Origin of the sequence: Paenibacillus sp. FSL E2-0190, from assembly GCF_037992965.1 — a bacterium.
GTDB lineage: Bacteria > Bacillota > Bacilli > Paenibacillales > Paenibacillaceae > Paenibacillus_AQ > Paenibacillus_AQ odorifer.
The window spans coordinates 626,712-644,870 of the sequence record NZ_CP150306.1; the positions used below are offsets into that span (position 1 = coordinate 626,712).

At 45.8% G+C, this 18,159-nt stretch carries 11 protein-coding genes; 10 read left to right on the forward strand and 1 reads right to left on the reverse strand.

The features are described from left to right. Positions 1–14 precede the first annotated feature (14 nt). The 4 genes from NST25_RS02775 to NST25_RS02790 all read left to right on the forward strand — a co-directional run bounded on the left by NST25_RS02775 (position 15) and on the right by NST25_RS02790 (position 3,497). Positions 15–392: a hypothetical protein gene (locus NST25_RS02775; RefSeq protein WP_076307915.1), complete on the forward strand. Its 378-nt coding sequence runs from the start codon at positions 15–17 to the stop codon at positions 390–392. A 61-nt stretch (positions 393–453) separates the two neighbouring features. After that, a complete protein-coding gene (locus NST25_RS02780; protein ID WP_036676741.1) occupies positions 454–780 on the forward strand; it encodes a metalloregulator ArsR/SmtB family transcription factor in 327 nt (108 codons plus the stop codon). Between the two features lie 107 nt (positions 781–887). Then, positions 888–2,651, forward strand: coding sequence for a SulP family inorganic anion transporter (locus NST25_RS02785; RefSeq protein ID WP_076279648.1), 1,764 nt, complete (start codon positions 888–890; stop codon positions 2,649–2,651). Between the two features lie 150 nt (positions 2,652–2,801). Continuing rightward, positions 2,802–3,497, forward strand: coding sequence for a DUF1361 domain-containing protein (locus NST25_RS02790; RefSeq protein WP_340393278.1), 696 nt, complete (start codon positions 2,802–2,804; stop codon positions 3,495–3,497). Here NST25_RS02790 and NST25_RS02795 read toward each other — a convergent pair. After that, positions 3,494–3,811: an MGMT family protein gene (locus NST25_RS02795; protein ID WP_076124439.1), complete on the reverse strand. Its 318-nt coding sequence runs from the start codon at positions 3,809–3,811 to the stop codon at positions 3,494–3,496. The two genes, NST25_RS02790 and NST25_RS02795, sit on opposite strands and share 4 nt — an antisense overlap. A gap of 215 nt (positions 3,812–4,026) precedes the next feature. Here NST25_RS02795 and NST25_RS02800 point away from each other — a divergent pair, with 215 nt between their 5' ends. The 6 genes from NST25_RS02800 (at position 4,027) to NST25_RS02825 (ending at position 17,345) form a co-directional block, all read left to right on the forward strand. Next, a complete protein-coding gene (locus NST25_RS02800; RefSeq protein ID WP_076193723.1) occupies positions 4,027–5,079 on the forward strand; it encodes a LacI family DNA-binding transcriptional regulator in 1,053 nt (350 codons plus the stop codon). Positions 5,080–5,146: 67 nt separating this feature from the next. After that, entirely contained in the window at positions 5,147–7,561 is a 2,415-nt protein-coding gene (locus NST25_RS02805) for a hypothetical protein (protein ID WP_340393280.1), read from the forward strand. 93 nt (positions 7,562–7,654) lie between these two features. Continuing rightward, positions 7,655–9,055 carry an extracellular solute-binding protein gene (locus tag NST25_RS02810; protein WP_076101376.1) on the forward strand — a complete coding sequence of 467 codons (1,401 nt, stop codon included), beginning with the start codon at positions 7,655–7,657 and terminating at the stop codon, positions 9,053–9,055. Positions 9,056–9,089: 34 nt separating this feature from the next. Beyond that, positions 9,090–10,067: a sugar ABC transporter permease gene (locus tag NST25_RS02815; protein ID WP_081383334.1), complete on the forward strand. Its 978-nt coding sequence runs from the start codon at positions 9,090–9,092 to the stop codon at positions 10,065–10,067. Then, positions 10,067–10,945 carry a carbohydrate ABC transporter permease gene (locus NST25_RS02820; RefSeq protein ID WP_081386388.1) on the forward strand — a complete coding sequence of 293 codons (879 nt, stop codon included), beginning with the start codon at positions 10,067–10,069 and terminating at the stop codon, positions 10,943–10,945. The genes NST25_RS02815 and NST25_RS02820 overlap by 1 nt, the downstream gene beginning before the upstream one ends. A 19-nt stretch (positions 10,946–10,964) precedes the next feature. Continuing rightward, on the forward strand, positions 10,965–17,345 hold the full coding sequence (locus NST25_RS02825; protein ID WP_340393282.1) for an S-layer homology domain-containing protein: 6,381 nt from the start codon (positions 10,965–10,967) through the stop codon (positions 17,343–17,345). The last annotated feature ends 814 nt before the right edge of the window (positions 17,346–18,159 follow it).

An 18,159-nucleotide genomic window follows, 5' to 3' on the forward strand; every position in this document is an offset into this window, starting at 1 on the left:
GTGGAGTATGGGCTATGCAAATCAAAATTACAAAAAGTGGGTTGAAAAAGGACGAGGTATTTTTTCTCACAGAATTTGGGGAGGGCCGGGGAGTCTGGTGTGGTGCTCCTGTGAATCCAGGGGCAGAAATGGATGTGGAATTCGAGCTTTCGGAGCTGCTTATGAGGTGGGTGGATATCCATCCTGTGCCTGCAGGTGAGTTCAACATCAGGCTCGAACAGGATAGGGTTATTTTTACGGGCGTGTTGGAGAATATTGAAGAAGATGGCACAGGATTTTTACGAATAGGTGAAGGGTTAGTGATGTTCGAGTGTCTCGGTGAACCTATGGCACTGGGTGTGTTCGTAGAATTGCAGGTCCGGGATGTGCGAATCTATCCCTTCAGTATTTGACGCTTCTTAGGGACTAAGATAACATTAGATTCAGAAAGTTAAGCATGAGGAGTAGAAAGCTATGAACACCGAAATTCAGCAATTTAAGACCGAATTCTTCAAGGCGCTGGCTCATCCGATGCGTATTCGTATTCTGGAGCTGCTTAGCGAAGGTGAGAAGAATGTGAATGAACTGCAGGCTATTCTCGGCTCGGAAGGTTCTGCTGTATCCCAGCAGCTAGCTGTTTTACGCGCCAAAAATGTAGTAACCAGTGTGAAAGAAGGCACCACAGTCATTTATGCCTTACGTGATCCTCTGATCAAGGACCTTCTGGTCGTGGCCAAACAAATATTTGATAACCATCTCGTGAATACCATTTCATTGCTGGAAGGCATGCGCGGCGAGTGAAAATGGAATAGATTAACGTTATTTTGGCGTTGACAACAGTCGCGTCCTAGAGTAATGTTCTTCTTATATTCAAATAATCAGATATTTAAAGAAAAGAAGGTTTGAACATGACAGGGCGGGGTCGTTATAAAGGCTACAACATGAACGCTTTTCGCAAGGATTTGATATCAGGGACAATCGTCGGGGTTATTGCCATTCCTTTAGGGATGGCATTTGCTATTGCTTCTGGTGTAAAGCCGGAATATGGCATTTATACGACAATCGTTGCCGGCATATGTATTTCATTGTTCGGGGGATCGAAATTTCAGATTGGTGGACCGACAGGTGCATTTATTCCTATCTTGTTCGCCATTGGGATGCAGTATGGTTATGAGAACCTGCTGTTAGCGGGGATGATGGCGGGGGTTATTTTAGTCCTCATGGGATTGTTAAGGCTGGGTGTACTGATTAAATTTATTCCGAAGCCGGTCACGATTGGTTTCACAGCAGGAATAGCGGTTATTATCTTCACCGGACAGATTGCTAACTTCCTTGGGTTAAGGGATATTGAACGGCACGAGAGCTTTGTAGATAACATGAAAGAAATTGGACTTCATCTATCGACGATCAATGGATATAGTATCCTGACCGCCGCGATTTGTCTGGCCGTTGTTATCCTAGCGATTCGCTTTGCTCCGAAGGTGCCGGGTTCATTGGTCGGTCTTCTTTGTGCAACTGTCATAGCAGCGTTATTTTTTAGCGGTAAGGTGACTACGATTGGTTTGGCCTATGGGAATATCCCTAATACATTGCCAAGCTTCCGTTTTCCGACCATTACCTGGGAGCGGATTATACTGCTGATTCGTCCGGCCTTTATCATCGCGATGTTGGGTGCTATTGAATCCTTATTGTCAGCTGTCGTAGCTGATGGGATGACGGGCAGCCGCCATAACAGCAACCGTGAACTGATTGGTCAGGGAATCGCCAATATTGCAGCTCCATTGTTTGGAGGAATTCCAGCCACGGGTGCCATTGCCAGAACCGCCACAAATATCAAAAGCGGCGCAGTTTCTCCGATCTCAGGGATCGTTCATGGGGTAGTGGTATTCCTAATTCTTCTGTTGTTTGCACCCTATGCTTCTAGTATTCCGTTGGCAGCGATGGCTCCTATCTTGATGGTAGTAGCTTGGAATATGAGTGAGCGTAAACAATTTCTTCATTTGCTTAAAATCAAAACAGGTGATTCTTTGGTGTTATTCATCACCTTCTTGTTGACGATATTTGCAGATTTAACGCTGGCTGTAGAGGTGGGATTGATTCTTGCGGTGATTTTGTTTGTGAAACGGATGGGAGAGGTTCATCTGGTATCCAAAGTATTGCCTGATCCTAATTCCGTCAAGGTAGGAGCACATATGGTAACGGAGAGTCATGATTGTCCGCAGATTGGGATTTATACCGTGGAAGGGCCGCTGTTTTTTGGCGCTGCGTATAGATTTGATGACACCATGCCGGGTTATGGCTCCGATCAGCCGAAAATTATATTAATGCGGATGGGAAAAGTGCCATTCATGGATACTACGGGCGAATCCAATCTGGCGGAGCTGGTGCGGCATCTCCATGCTGTTGGAGGGAAACTGATGATCTCCGGTGTTCAGCCGCAGCCGCTTGAGCTACTTAAGAGAACCGGGCTATATGACAAAATAGGAGAGGCACAGTTCTATCATCATACCGGTGAAGCGATCAATGAAGCTCTTAGCAGTATTAATCACAATAAATGTATCGGATGCAGCCATGCGGCGTTTAGGGAGTGTACGGCATTATCCTGTCAGGAGGATGCAGGTGGACTACGAGGTCTGACAGGACGCAAGAAGCCAGCATTGCCTCTGAACTAATCAGCGGTACTTGAGCTTAATAAATAAAGTCGGCCTGGGCGCTATTCTTGCGTCTGGGCTTTTGTATTAAAATTGGACTTCGGAATTCTGAATTTGTACAATTAGGTATAAGTTTAATGTAATCAATATCGATAAGGAGAATATAAGCTCATGAAGGAATTGAATTATCCGAAGGTGTTTATGCTCTTGGCGGGATTGTCTGTCGCTACATTGGCGGTATATCGTGTAGTGTCACTTCAGACGGATTCGTTTTACGGTTTTTTAATTTGGAATTTGTTCTTAGCATGGATTCCGTTTTTATTCTCCATGGCTGCTTATGAGCTAGACAAAAGGAAGATAGGCGGTCTATTACTTCTTCCTTTGGGTGTCGCGTGGCTGCTGTTCTTTCCCAACGCGCCTTATCTCATGACTGACCTGGTGCATTTAACGGTAAGAAAAAGTAGATATATCGTGGAGGGAGCCGTTCAGAATCGCTACTGGTATGACTTGGTCACTCTTTTATTGTTCACCTGGAGTGGATGGTTGACCGGTTTTTTCTCATTGTATCAGTTCCAGACGGTCATTTATCGTAAAAGCAACCTGCTGTGGTCATGGGTATTCGTGCTTGCGGCATGTATGCTCGGGGGATATGGTGTACTGCTTGGCCGAGTCTACAGACTCAATAGCTGGGACGTCCTGACGGACAGGCATCAGTTGTATCAACTTGTTCTGGATAGCCTGAATCTCCAGTCCGTATTTTTCAGCTTGTTCATTGCCTTTGTCCTGCTGGTCATTTACGCGACGATGTATTGTCTACTCAATGCTCTTGGCACAGGAGAAAGACGAAGAGTTACCAGAGGGTACTAATCGGCACACTCCGGCTCAAACTGGAATTGCTTCAGATCTACCACACCTTTTTCATTAAAACTAACTCCCTCTCCCTGTAGATAGAGCCTCTGGAGGGAGTTAGACTCATCCTCAGTTAGTGCGATCATTCCCTTAGCATTAATGACCCGATGCCAGGGCAGCTTATATTTTTTGCTCATGGAATGAAGGATGCGAACGACCTGCCTCGCTCCTCTTGGGCTGCCTGCCGCGCGGGCAACTCCTCCGTAAGTCATCACTTTACCTTCTGGTATAGACTGTATGATATGAATAACTCTCTCAGTAAATGGTGTCATAGTAAGCTCAAGCTCCTATATCTTATTTTTATCCAATGAACAACAGATAAATCAATTCTAAACGAAACGGGGGACGAACAGGAGGATTTTTTGAGAATAGCAAAAAAGGGGTTGCAAAGCAATAAATACGCGTGGTATATTTTAACTGTAAAAATAATCTAAACGTTTAACAACGTGATTAAAAGAGTTCCCATAATAAGATAGGAGAAGGTGTAATGAGGAAAACCAGCATTAAAGACATAGCCGCAAAGGCTAATGTTTCGATTGCTACAGTCTCCTATGTGCTTAATGGTACCCGCAATGTACGTTCCGATACAAGGGAACGAGTTGTTGCAGCCATTGAGGAGTTGAATTATAAGCCGAATGCTATTGCGAAGAGTCTCAAACTCAACCGTACGAATACAATAGGTGTTATTGCAGAAGATGTGACGGTATTTAACACCCCCGATATTATCGATGGAATTAATGATTTTGGAGATCGTAATGATTTGCATATTTTACTGGTGAATCTTCGTTTGGACAAGCGTATCGGCCGTAACTTCTCGAATACGGAAGACTATCGAAAGTATGCCGCTAATGCGGTTGCCGAACTGCTCAGTAATCAAGTGGATGGGATTATTTATATCGGTGTTCATCCCCGTGATTTAACGGGTTTAATCGATACGGAAGGTAAGCCTATTGTGTATACCTACTCTTACACACAGGACGATATCTCTATCCAGTATAATGATGAGCAAGCTGCTTACCAAGCCATGTCCTACTTGGTTAACCAAGGACATAGCAGAATTGCTGTAATCAGTGGTTTGATGGATTCAATCCCTTCCAGATTAAGACTGAACGGTTATTACAAGGCCGTTACTGAATATCAATTACCGTTCGATCCACTGTTAATTAAGATGGGAGACTGGGAGAGGGAATCAGGGTATCGTCTTACCTCCGAGTTGCTCGCTTTGCCGGAGCCTCCAACCGCGATTCTTTCCATGAATGATGTAATGGTTGTAGGTATTTTGCAGGCGGCAGAGGAAAAAGGGTTTAAAATACCGGATGATCTGTCGGTTGTCGGTTTTGATAATCGTGAATTCAGTGATTACTTACGCCCGCGTATAACAACAATGGGACTTCCGCTACATGAGATGGGCTATCAAGCTATTGAGGTGTTGTTCAATTTAATCAAGGGGACGAAGATGGATTCACTGACCATGCCGGAGTGCCGGTTGATCGAACGTGATTCTGTGGCTACGTTAAAAAATGCTGTGAGACAAAAATAAGTTTCACAGCTCCTTTTTTCTCATAAATCTAAACGTTTAACTTAAAATATTGAAGAGGTGCTAGGCAATGACGATTCTAGGCAACGAAAATTTCAGGATGGAGCTAAGCGACCGCGGAGCACTTCAGTCTCTGATATTACAGGGCGACCCTAGTGAAATGAATTGGGTAGTTGATCCGTCTTATTTGAAAGAGGCAGGTTATGCGGATACAGATAAGCTATTCGGAGAATGGACAATAGAGCTAGACGGGAATATCATAAAAAGCACTGATCTGTTGCCCAAAATCACGCCAGAAGGAAAAAATCGTGTAATTGTGGATTTTGAAGGTGCGCCGATTGCAATCAGACTTACATATTCTTTGGAAGATGAGCGACTAAGATGGACTATTGAAGCTATGAACCGCTCAACACAGTCTGTAAGAATTAATGGACTTCATGTGTGGTTTTCGCTCGCTTATGTCATGTACAGAGATGAAAATGTGCAGCGCAATATGAGTCAGTCCTGTGCAGTATTCCCCCATCTTGGTGGAGATTTCGCTAAAATTGCTGCCATTCGACGGAGCAACGAAGCACCACATCTGGGTGTTTATGGTGTTCAGGGCAGAACAGTAACCGTAGGTACTTATTGTAGTTATAAGAATCGTTTTCTTGAGCAGGTTTCCCCTTCTTTGGATGGTCTGCTGTATCATCGGCTATCGTTGGTGGAGGACGGATCATCTATGACCGAATCTGCAGCTGCCGACTGGATATATGGTGGCGCTTACAGTCCGCTGGATCTTGACGCTGGAGAGACCTCCAGCTGGGAATACATATTCCATCCCTGTCAGAATCGAGATGATTTCTATAGGCAGGGTATGGCCTATGGACATCCGCGCTGGAGCTATACGCCTGTATTAACCCGGGGAGGAAGGTTCGAAGCTGTTGTTGATCTGCCGCAGGGCCAGGCTCTACGTGAGCTGCGTTTGTATAGCACTTCAACGGCAACGGAGCTGATCCGCCAGGAGAATATTACGAACGAAGCTGTACGGTTGGAGTCAGGCAGCAGCTACACTATATCTTTACAGCGTTTGGAGCCGGGAGAACATAAGCTGGAGCTGGGGCTAGAAGATGGACGGACCGATATCCTGGTCTGGAATGTACTGGAGTCGATTGACCTGATTCTGGAAAAGAGAGCCGAGTGGTTGGTAAATAACAACTTTGGAGGGACAGGTGAGGCTGAGAGGCCATATGCCTTCCGTCCGCTATCGAATCAGGGAGAATCGCTGGGTAAGGTTGCTTTTCTTCTGATGAAGAATAGCATGGCCAAGGCTGTCCCCGAACAAGTAGCTAAGGCCGAGATTGCCGCAGTATTGGATGTGAAGGAGCATTGGTTTGAAGGCGGAGATTTCAATCATCCGCGTCCCTTGTATGGAGAATTCTACCGCATTTATGATCTGGATTATATTGGGCATGTCTTTTATCTATTGTCACGAATGGATGGTTCATTACTTAAAATTCATTCTCCTAGAGAATATCTACAATGGACTGCCGAAATCATGTGCCTTCGCCTAGACCCTGATCGGCATAGTGGGCAGCGTGAACAGGATGAGAGCCGTCTAAATGGTATATTTGTGCTCTATATTCTTGATTTATTAGAGGCACTGAAGCAGAGCGGTCTTTCAGAAGAGTATAAACGTCTACTTACCTTATGGGAGCAATTTGGCAGAAATCTGGAGACAGGGATACAGCAGTATGAGGGAGCTATAACGGAGCATTTTTACGATAATGCAGGATTTGGTCCTACCTGTGAAACATTGTGTCACCTTGGAAATAAAGAGGAGGCTCAGCGTTATGGGCAACTAATTCTGGCAAATATCGGATTCAGCAATGATTACAGAGTGCAGAATCCGGATCGTTGGTGGGAAGCTTTGTCGTATATGATTCATTCCCTTTGGGGTGGATTGGTAGCAGGTGCATCCCGGGTTGCCTATGAATTCCTTGAAGACCCTGAATATTTGGAAGCCGCTTACCGTTCTACGATGGCAGTATTCAATTGTTACGATTGGAATGTACGCTCTACTCCACGCCGTTTGTTGCCTGGAGAGGCAGCCTCTACATATAGTGTGGCAGCTCCTAACCTGAACATGCCAGAATTGTCGCGAAACCGTTTTGGGCAATCCGTATTTGTGGGGGCAAGTGATTCCTTGTTTGCTTCGCTGTTCTCGGGTGTGACAGGAGATGATTGGGATATGGGGGAGGAGCTAGTGGCCTATCTAATGGGCTTCGGGACAACCACATATTTGTACAGGGATCCACGCGGAAAGATGCGCTGTATTAACGGTTATATTGAAGAAGACTCGGAGGGCTGGATCGTAACAAGTTACGCTGCATATCCGTCAAGATATGTGCTGCTTGAGGATAAGCTCGAATATCGCACAACTGAGGGGATACTAGAGCCTCGCGTAAGACTGGCAGGCGGAGGAATATTCAGCCCTTGTCTGTAATCGCTAAGAATGACAAACCATGATGATTTTAGGCTAAAGCTTTAAATGCTTGGCTTGAAATAAATAGATATGAAAAAAAGGGAGGCAACAAACATGAAGTTTGGAAAACGTACTCTAGTTCTATCTTTAGCATCAATGATGGTTTTTTCCGCACTGGCAGGCTGTTCGGGCAATTCCAACAACGCGGCTCCAAAGGCATCTGAAGGGTCTGGAGCAGCCAACAAGGAAACTACGCCTGATAAAGATGTAACCTTGGAATTATTGTATTGGGGTGATGATGTACAGAAAAAGCTGGTAGAAGCGGCAGCAGAAAAATATACAGCCGACACCGGAGTGAAAATCAATGCACAAGTACTTCCAGCAGATGGCTCCTTTGATACATTTATTCAGACCCGGCTCGAATCCGGTGAACTTCCAGATATCAGTTATATGGGTGAAGGCGATATCCAAAAGTACAATGAAATGGGAATTATCGAAGATATCAGCGATTTATTAGCGGACGGAAGCATTCCTGAAAAACTATCAGCGATTACAATCCATTCACCTGAGCAAAAAGTGATTGGAGTCGGCCTATCCAACCAGTTGGAGCTGCTTTACTATAGCAAGTCCAAATTTGATGCAGCAGGTCTTGAATATCCACCCTCCAAAGTTGAAAATGCGTGGGATTGGGATACATTCGTGACAAACGCGAAAAAGCTAACGACAGATACTAAAGGAAAAACAGCGGCAGATGAAGGCTTTGATGCTGCTCTGACCGAGAACTACGGGCTTGGTATGACAGCGGGACGGGAGTTCCACCACTTCTGGGCAGCTTATGCCAACGGTGGCGGGATTGTTTCCCCGGATGGAAAGGAGTTTCAATGGGATTCTCCCAAAACGGTTGATGCCATCCAGAAGCTAGCTGATCTCGTTAACAAAGACAAGGTTGCATCCGCTTTCAATTACACTTGGAATTCTGGAATTGGTTCTGCGGTAGACGCTTTGAGTGGTGGTTATGCCATGGCAATCAGCGGATCTTGGGATCTAGCTAATATCAAAGGTAATGAAGATATCGGCGTTGGCGTTCTGCCTAAGATGGAAAAGGCAGTAACGATGAACTGTGGTGCTCCGCTTGTTGTGTACAATACATCGAAGCACATTGAGGAAGCCAAGAAATTCTATGCTTACATGGTCAACCCTGAGAACAGTCTGGAGCTGCTGAAGAGTGGTGCGTGGTTGCCGAACCAGGCAGATTGGTATACCGATCCTACCTTGGTTGAAAAGTGGACCTCCGATCTTCCTGAAAGCGCAAAAGAAACTATCCTTAGTTATTCCACAACGAAAGACTCTATCGCACAATGGCCTGCATATTACGTTCCTGCCTACCTCAAGATGAATACTGAATATGAGAAATCTATTGATCAGGCGTTGGCAGGTAAGAAAAGTGTTAAAGAAGTCTATGACGCGATCATGCCAGCGATCAAGCAGTTGTTCGAGAGCGGCAAGGTTTCCTAATTAGAGCTTATATTTGAAAAGAGGGCTATTGCTTATGAACCCAGAGAGCAAAACCGAAACGGCTGCGGTCTATGTTAAAAAGCATGCCAGAGGTGTCACCAAAGAGGCGGTGGCTGGATATTTGTTTGCAGCACCGGCCATTATTGGATTTTTGGTATTGACGCTTTATCCGATGTTGGCCAGTTTGTTTTACAGCTTTCATAAAATAACGATTATGAGCGGAAGCCAAGTTATGGAGTGGATTGGACTGGATAATTTCCGGTACATATTCACCAATACCAGCTCCGAATTCAAGAAATCCATAACGGTAACCTTGATTTATGCCTTCATTAACGTGGCGCTTGTAATCACCTTTTGTCTGATTGTTGCACTCTTATTGAACCGTAAATTTATCGGCAGAAACTTGATGCGGGCTATATTCTTTCTGCCGTCTGTAGTTCCGATGCTGGCGACAACAATTGTGTGGCAGATGCTTCTACAGAACCAAGCCAAGGGTGGATTGCTTAACTGGATTTTATTGCAGATAGGAATTGCCCCTGTTGATTTCCTGACAGATCCCATCCGTATTTTTGAGACATTGTTTATCATGAGCTTGTGGACCTGTGGTGGGACGATTGTTGTGTTCATCGCTACGCTGCAGGATGTTCCGGGAGAATTGCTGGAAGCTATCGAGATGGACGGGGGAAATGCTTGGCACAAGTTCCTCAAAGTAACCTATCCGACGATCAAGCCTGTCCTCTTTTTCCAATTGATTATGTGCATGATGACCTCTATCCAGATTTATACGCAAAGTGTGGTGTTGTCCAGAAATGGTGCACCCGATCGGATGACTTATTTTATCAACGTTATGATCTATGACCATTCATTTGTTCAGGTAGGGATGCGCGGTTTGGCGTCTGCTGAGGCATGGGTCGTCTTCCTAATCACTATGGCCATTACTGGTGTGCTGTTCTACTTCCAGGGCGCATTTAAAAGGGACGATTCGATGGGCAAAAGAAAGAAGGCGAGATAATGGCGGCTACCGCAATTATGAATTATACAAGTATCCAGAAAAAAAAGAAAAGAGCTAAAGCCATCAATACCGGGCTGATTCTGCTCTCCTGTATACTCGCAGTGGTGTTTGCTTTTCCGCTTTATTGGCTGCTGCGAGGTGCCTTCGTGAGCCATACAGAAATACTGGCGCGGCCGCCTGTGTTTTTCCCCGAGTCACTAAATGTCGATAATTTTCGGCTTGGATTGGAACGTATTCAGTTCCTGCGGCAGCTCTGGAATTCAGTTTCGATTGTAGTTCCTTATGTGATCGGGACGGTGCTGACGACAAGCTTTGCTGGGTATGCCTTTGCTAAGCTGAACTTTCCGCTGCGCGGGATGTGGTTCGTGCTGGTCATCAGTACGATGATGCTGCCTAGTGCCGTAACCCTGCTGCCACAATATTCTCTGTACACTTCTTTGGGACTAGCTGGCAAACCTGCTCTTATTATTCCGGCCTTTTTCTGTGCAGGCGGCAACGCGTATTTTGTCTTTTTGCTCCGGCAATTTTTCATGACGATTCCACTAGAACTCAGTGAAGCTGCCAAGATTGACGGTGCGGGTTATTTCCGTATCTACTCCCGCATCATGCTGCCGCTTATACGTCCCGCAATGATTGTTGTGGCGTTGTTCAGCTTTATCAACTGTTGGAATGAATTTTTCTACACCATGATTTATTTAAAGACTGAAGCAGATTATACGCTGCCTATGGGCTTGTATATTGTGAACGGGATGCGCATTCCGAACTATGAACAGGTCATGGCACTGGCGCTCGTCGTTACAGCTCCTTGTCTAGTATTTTTCTTGATCGGCAACAAATATTTTGTTGAGGGCATTACATTAACAGGAATCAAGGGATAAAAAGGAGGAATTCATCCAAATGTCAAGTCATAAATGGCCCAGAAGAGCTTCTGTAGCGGCATTATGCGCGGCTGTGGTATTAAATGCAGGGATTGTTCCCGTATCGGCTAACTACACGACTGATTTCTATCATGAAGGTGTAGGCAACGATTACGGGCAGGCGAAGTGGAAGGATAATTCTATTGTTAAGGAAGGCGTTAATTTCAGCGATGTCACCGTCGGAGAAATGATGCAGGCAATTGAAGCTTTTGATTTTGAGGCTTTTGCAAAAGATAATTCCGATTTGCCTTGGCTTGACGCCTTGCTAGTTAACGAAGGTGTCATTCCGGATGATGTCAACGACGAAGTTAGCGCCAATACTCTATTCAGCCGGGGAAGCGCTTTGTACATGAAGACTCAGGATAATACCAAGCTGGGTTTTGTGGGAACAGTGCATTACGCGGATACTTTGAACAAGGACACGATGTATAACATCACCCTTTCTACAGGAGACTTGGCAGAACAGAAAAATGTGCGGAAGAACTACCCGAGTCATGAGAATCAGACCTACACAAGCGGAGGCCTGGAGATTAACCAGCGGAAATTTATTTCCAGCTATAACAGTGCTGTAACGCTGCTTCAATTGAAGAATCCTACAGCCAGCGATATAACGTTGACGATGAAGGTTAAATCACCTTTCGTCTCAGCGGCTGAGGGTGATGAGCTGGTGGGTTACAGAGTGGCTGCTCCGCTAATGATAGGCAAAGCCGGGCAAAAGGTAGTTGAAGCAATGTCCTACGTGGATGTTCACCTGAGCGGAAACGGCATGAGTCCTTCCGGAAATGAACTGGTTAAAGAGATTACAGTGCCCGCCGGTGGCTCCGTTGACCAAAAGGTAGTCATGGGTTGGCTCGCGGATGAAATACCAGGCTCAAAGCTGCATTATGAGAGCTTTAAGGCTGCTGACAGCAATGATACAGCCTTCTCCGCACAGGTGCGGGAGTACAACGAGTGGTGGGCAGAGAACATTCCATATATCGATGTTCCCGATGAGAATGTGAAGAAGGTACTTTATTATCGTTGGTGGTGTAACCGCTTTAATTTGCTGGATGCCAACATTCCGGGCAATGACTGGCAGTTCCCGATGAACATGGAGGGCGTTCTCGGCTACAACAACGGGATTACGGTCAGTGTACCTTGGGCGATGCAGGATCTGAAATGGCTGCGTGATCCTTCCTACTTGTATGGAACCTGGCTGGCTCAAGGGGAATATTCCGAGAATAAGAACTATAAAAATAATCCCGGACGTCCTAACATCTGGACTTGGGATATGATGCAGAACACGTCGCAAGTAGGCTGGGATGCTTACAAGATTTACGGTGGTGGTCAGGAAATACTGAAGAAGTTCGCTGATTTTTCCGCCACTGATGTTACCGGCACACTTGAACATTTTAAAGGCACTAATCCAAATCTTGTTTATTATAACCATGGTCCGATTACAGGTAATGACGGAGATACCGTATCCATGCACTGGAATGGCAGTGGTAACTATGCCCGGCTGGATGGTTCTTCTACTACCTACGCCAATGCAGTGGCAACAGCGAAGATGTACGAGCAGCTTGGGGATACTGCGGGTGCAGCTAAAATGAACACTGTGGCGCAGAATATTAAGAATTCAATTCTGAATGAGATGTGGTACGACAAGGCTGACTTTGATGGTGACGGTGTGGCAGATACGAATGGTACAGGCAGCTTTTTGCACAAAAAAGTTGTAGGCGGTACCGATGTTTTCAACCCTTGGCGGGATAATAACATGTTTGTCTTTAACTTTGGTGTAGTACCAACTGAAGGTGAAGAAGGATATGAGGCGAAATATTTATCCCAGTTGTCTGATTACGCAGATCCGAATTATTATCCGATCTTTCCCTTCTTTACAGCGGATCAGAACAGCATTATGAAGCGGGTGGAAGATTTCAAGAATGGCAAGACGGATGCCTTCGGTACAGACCAGTTCGCATGGTGTAACTTCGGCAACTATATTAATACCGTTCGTGCCTCTCTGCGCTATTATCCTATAGATAACATCAACAGTGACGTTTACAAAACACTGTTTGATTGGGGCGCTTGGTTGCATACAGTGGAGCCGGGCAATACGGACCACCTGGACTCTAATGAATTTTTCTGGCTGGAGGATTACTTCTTCGGCACGCCATGGACAAAAGACAATCCTCCTAACCCTAGTGGAGATATGGTACGGGCATGGATTCACCACGATACGCTTGGCATGATGAATTACACTGTGGTTGAAGATATGGCGGGTATTCAGCCACGGACAGATGACAAGATCGAGCTATGGCCGATTAATGTCGATTATGACTATTTTGCTGTAGATAACGTGCGTTATCATGATGCTAACTTATCTATCGTATGGCAGGATCCTGCTAAATACAGTGACAATCCTCATTATCAAGGTATTCCAGCAGGTTATTCGCTCTTCATTAATGATGAACTCGTAATGACAACTAACGAAATGTCCCATCTGATTTATGATACAGCTACTGGTAAGGTGGAAAAACCTTCAGGTGATGTAACTGGGGCTGTTGGCGACAACTCGAAGACACAGGTGTTATATGAAAAAGGCAGTGCTACGACACTTGCTGCGGCAGATCAAACATCCCTAGCTAGCAATGAGAAGACTGTCGATATGTTTAATAAAGCAGGCGTAGATATTGTTAATGACGGTATGAATCTGGCTGTTGCTTCAGGCACTACTGTTGAATCGACTTATATCAAGAGCGGTTCGAACATCCGCAACCTGGCGGACAATTCAACAATCGCATCGATTAATCATACGTCAAACACAGCTTTATTCGGAGGTTCGCCGAATTCCGTCGATACGGTTACGTTCAAATTTGATGGAGTCCAGGCTGTGGACAATGTAAAAGTCTATTTCTATAATGACCGGCTTCTGAACGGTTATGGTACACCACAGACATTCGGTGTCGAATATCAGGATGCTGATGGAAGCTGGAAACCAGTGGAGGGGCAATTCCGCTATCCGGAGTATATTGCTTCCAACTATAACAATGTAGAGTTCCAAAAGGTTAACACTGCAGCGATTCGCATTCATGTGACGCATTCGCTGGAACTTGCGACCGCCATAAAGGAGATTCAGATCTACAACAATAATCTGGAGGTTAAGGCGGCTGCCAATCAGGCACCAAAGGTTTATCTAGAAACACCATTGAAGGTTGAGCAAAATGTGCCTCTGACGATTATGCCACAAATCGTTGATGATGGATTGCCAAGTGGCAAGCTGACTTATACCTGGGAGAAGATTTCAGGTGAAGGAGAAGTAGAGGAGACAGGGCTTGATAAGGCCATGCTGCAAGCAACCTTTAAGGCGACTGGTGAATATGAATACCGCCTGACTGTCAGCGATGGGGAACTTGAAACTGTCGTGAAGGTTCCAGTCACCGTATTTGTAGCTACTGCAGAACTGACAGAGATGATCGCTAAGTTTGCGGATCGGGATTCCGGCAGACTTGTCCGGAACAAGGATGATTTTACTGCGGCAACATGGCAAGAGCTGCAAGCTACACTGACTGCTGCCAAGGCATTGCTGGCTCAGGGAGAATATACACTGGAAGAGATCAAAGTGGCAACGGATCAAATGCGGATGGCGGTGGAGAACCTTAGATACAGAAATGCTGCCCTTTTGGCTAACCCTAGTGCCTCTTACACTTCGGCATGGGAGTCTGTATATGGCATTAATGATGGTTATATCCCTTATACTTCAGCAAGTATTTACAATAGCGAAGCAGAAACTCAGTATGGGAACTGGGGCGGTCCCGGTGAAAGCCACTGGCTACAACTGACCTGGAAAGAGCCCGTGACTTTGTCAGGCAGCTCCGTGTACTTCTATGATGATGAAGGCGGTGTACAGGTACCGGGAGATTACAGCTTCGAATATTGGGATAAGGATGCCGGAAAATACTTACCGGTAACGGGCCTGAGCGAGAAAGGCAAAGCAAGAAATGCATTTAACGAGGTAACCTTTGACGAGGTGAAGACGGATAAACTCCGTTTGATTCTTAATAAGCAGTCCACTAGTATTTGGACAGGCGTTAAGGAATGGCGGGCAATTTCGTCTAAGCCAGAAGGAGAAGTTCCTGCTCCCGGCGACCATGGTGCGATTGTAAGCATTGAACAGATTGCGGTGAGTACGACAGTTAACGTCGTGCCTACTCTTCCAGCTAAGGTTACGGTAACTTACGCCGATAAAACGACAGGCTTGGCAAGTGTGGTATGGGAGGAAATTCCCCTTAACAAACTCACCATTGCTACAGACTTCACTATATTTGGTAAAGTGGCGGGCACCGATATTGCTGCCAGTTGCCGCATCAGTGTGAGGTACGATAAATCTAAACTTAAAGCAGCCATTGATACAGCGGAAGATCCTTCGGTAAATGAAGAGAATTATACCGGAACGCCTGAGCAATGGGATGCACTACGCATTGCACTAGAGGCTGCTAAAGCCACTTATGCAAATGACGGTGCTACCGATGGTGATATTAATGTGGCATATTCCAATTTGAAAAATGCCTTTGAAGCCTTACAGCCTGTCGAAGCTCATGATGCAACGATCAGCGGAATCACAATTCCGGGCGGATCTATTGATCAGGTAGCCAAAGAAATTATTTTACCGGATACGACTACACTTGATGAGCTGAAGGAAGGACTTACTGTTCCGGTAGGGGTTACCTTCGCTGTGTATGAACCCGATAGCATTACTATTGCGGGAGAAATTCAAACGGGTTACAAGGTCATTGTGACGGCACTGGATAAAACAACGACCAGAACGTATACCTTAACATTAGTTTCTGTAAATCCACCTCTCATAACGGCAGCCTTGGAGGAGAAGCTTAGAGCAATAGAGGCTCTGGATAAGAGCCTTTATGTAGAGGAGAGCTGGAATACTCTTAAGAAAGAGGTAGCACGTGCAGTGATGTTGCTGGAGAGTGGAACTGCCACTCAGGCAGACATTGATGAGGCATTAAGTCAGCTTACTGCGGCGGTTGCGGGCCTGAAGTTGCTTTCAGAAGCTACGCCAACACCTACGCCAACATCAACACCTGCACCGACAACGACACCAACGCCAACGGCAACGCCGAAACCAACAGATGCACCGGGTACTTATGTGCCGGTAGCCACGGCAAAACCGTCGCCTAGCGCGTCTGCGACAGCTGCCCCTGCTGTAAGCAATGGTAAAATCGTTGTCCAGACGGTCATCGGAGCAGATGGAAATGCATTGGCTGAACTGGCTGCCGCAGATGTTGAAAAGGCAGCAAAGGATGCAAAGGATGGTATTCTGTCCATTGTCGTGAATCCTACCGGAAACGCGAAACAAATTGTAGTTGAGCTGCCACTGCAGTCACTGGCAGCAGCGGGGAATGTTAAATCCCTCAAGATTGATATAGGAACAGCAAGCATAATGCTGCCGGAAAATTTCCTGAAGACTTACAAAGATGCTAAGAACGGCAAACTTAAGCTTATTGTGGGCACTGGAGATATATCCGGATTGCCACTTTCGGTAAGCAGTCAGTTGAATGCAGGTACAATTAAAGACATCAGTCTTAGCGTAGATGGTGTGATTATTCCAGGCGATGTACTGAAGACATCGGGGATCAAGCTGGCACTTCCTTATACGCTGAAGTCTGGTGAGAAAGCACATAAAGTAGTGGTTTATTACTTGAACAGTAATCAGCAACTAGAGATCGTTAAGAACGGAAGATTTAATACAGGGACACAGATGCTTGAGTTAAATTTGCAACTGCTTGGCAGTTATGTAGTGGTTCACTCGAATGTTTCATTCAAAGATACCGCTACAGCTAATTGGGCGGTAAACAGTATTGAAGCACTCGCAGCACGAGGCGCAATCCAAGGGATGGATGCTGAACACTTTAATCCAAGTGGAAATGTGACCCGTGCAGAGTTCATCAAAATATTGATGAACGCTTTTGATTTACTAGATGAGACGGCTGTAAGCACATTTACAGACGTTAAGGATGGGGCATGGTATGCCAGTCCGATTGCGAGCGCTCAAAAGCTCGGTATTGTTAAAGGCAAAGCGGATGGCAACTTTGGTGCAAGCGAGGAGATTACTCGTCAGGAAATGGCGGTCATGATTTATCGTTTGGCTCAGACGATTAATATCCCATTGACCGACGGAACAAAGGCTTCTGGTGAAGCATTCTCTGATGTGAACCAGTTGTCTGCGGATGCAGCCAAAGCTGTAGAAGCGATGCGTATTAGTGGAATTATTAACGGTATGACATCCAACCAATTTGGACCAAACGGCAAGGCTACAAGAGCGCAAGCAGCGACCGTGATCTTCCGCCTGTTTGAGCAGCTTCAATAATCATGCAGCAATACAAGATATAAAAAAGACGCAGGTGTCCCGTAGTCATGATCATGACTGCTGGGGCACCTGTGTCTTTTTGCTGCTGACCGTATGCCCCGAACGCCAGCTTTATTAATTCAAAGCTGCTAGCTTAAAGGTGCCAGTGCCAAACTACTAGAACAAGATGCCAACCCAGAAGGGTAGATAGAGTTGCTATCTCGGAGCTGCCAGTGCCAAGCACCTAGATCAAAGTTGCTATCTCGGAGCTGCCAGTGCCAAGCACCTAGATCAAGTTGCTATCTCGGAGCTGCCAACCCCAAACCTAATCTCATGCTCGTATCCACCACGCTCTTAAAACAAACGTTGCTTCATGGTATGTAATTTGCACGCAAGAGATCGCTAACGGACCCAGTAGCCCCTAAACGCAGCATTTATCGACTTTTGGCGTGCTATCGGACCCCATAGTCACTATTGGCATGAAAAACGCCCGGTTTGAGCCGCTTTTGATGAGATAGCTGCACTGGAGTCCGAAACTGTGCCCAAAAGGCGATAAATGAGAAAATAACGCCTCCTGAGTCCGTATGCGCCTGATGATGTGTTGGGTGTTATTGTGCGAGGTCAGTAAGCCCCAAAGGATGAGTGTGATTCGGCGGCAACGGACCCAGTAGCCCCTAAACGTTGCATTTATCGACTTTTGGCGTGCTATCGGACCCCATAGTCGCTATTGGTATAAAAAACGCCCGGTTTGAGCCGCTTTTGATGAGATAGCTGCACTGGAGTCCGAAACTGTGCGCAAAAGGCGATAAATGAGAAAATAACGCCTCCTGAGTCC

Excerpts from the sequence above, each read along its gene's own strand:
- NST25_RS02775 (WP_076307915.1), top strand. The coding sequence starts at position 15 with ATGCAAATCAAAATTACAAAAAGTGGGTTGAAAAAGGACGAGGTATTT.
- NST25_RS02780 (WP_036676741.1), top strand. The coding sequence starts at position 454 with ATGAACACCGAAATTCAGCAATTTAAGACCGAATTCTTCAAGGCGCTG.
- NST25_RS02785 (WP_076279648.1), top strand. The coding sequence starts at position 888 with ATGACAGGGCGGGGTCGTTATAAAGGCTACAACATGAACGCTTTTCGC.
- NST25_RS02790 (WP_340393278.1), top strand. The coding sequence starts at position 2,802 with ATGAAGGAATTGAATTATCCGAAGGTGTTTATGCTCTTGGCGGGATTG.
- NST25_RS02795 (WP_076124439.1), bottom strand. The coding sequence starts at position 3,811 with ATGACACCATTTACTGAGAGAGTTATTCATATCATACAGTCTATACCA.
- NST25_RS02800 (WP_076193723.1), top strand. The coding sequence starts at position 4,027 with ATGAGGAAAACCAGCATTAAAGACATAGCCGCAAAGGCTAATGTTTCG.
- NST25_RS02805 (WP_340393280.1), top strand. The coding sequence starts at position 5,147 with ATGACGATTCTAGGCAACGAAAATTTCAGGATGGAGCTAAGCGACCGC.
- NST25_RS02810 (WP_076101376.1), top strand. The coding sequence starts at position 7,655 with ATGAAGTTTGGAAAACGTACTCTAGTTCTATCTTTAGCATCAATGATG.
- NST25_RS02815 (WP_081383334.1), top strand. The coding sequence starts at position 9,090 with ATGAACCCAGAGAGCAAAACCGAAACGGCTGCGGTCTATGTTAAAAAG.
- NST25_RS02820 (WP_081386388.1), top strand. The coding sequence starts at position 10,067 with ATGGCGGCTACCGCAATTATGAATTATACAAGTATCCAGAAAAAAAAG.
- NST25_RS02825 (WP_340393282.1), top strand. The coding sequence starts at position 10,965 with ATGTCAAGTCATAAATGGCCCAGAAGAGCTTCTGTAGCGGCATTATGC.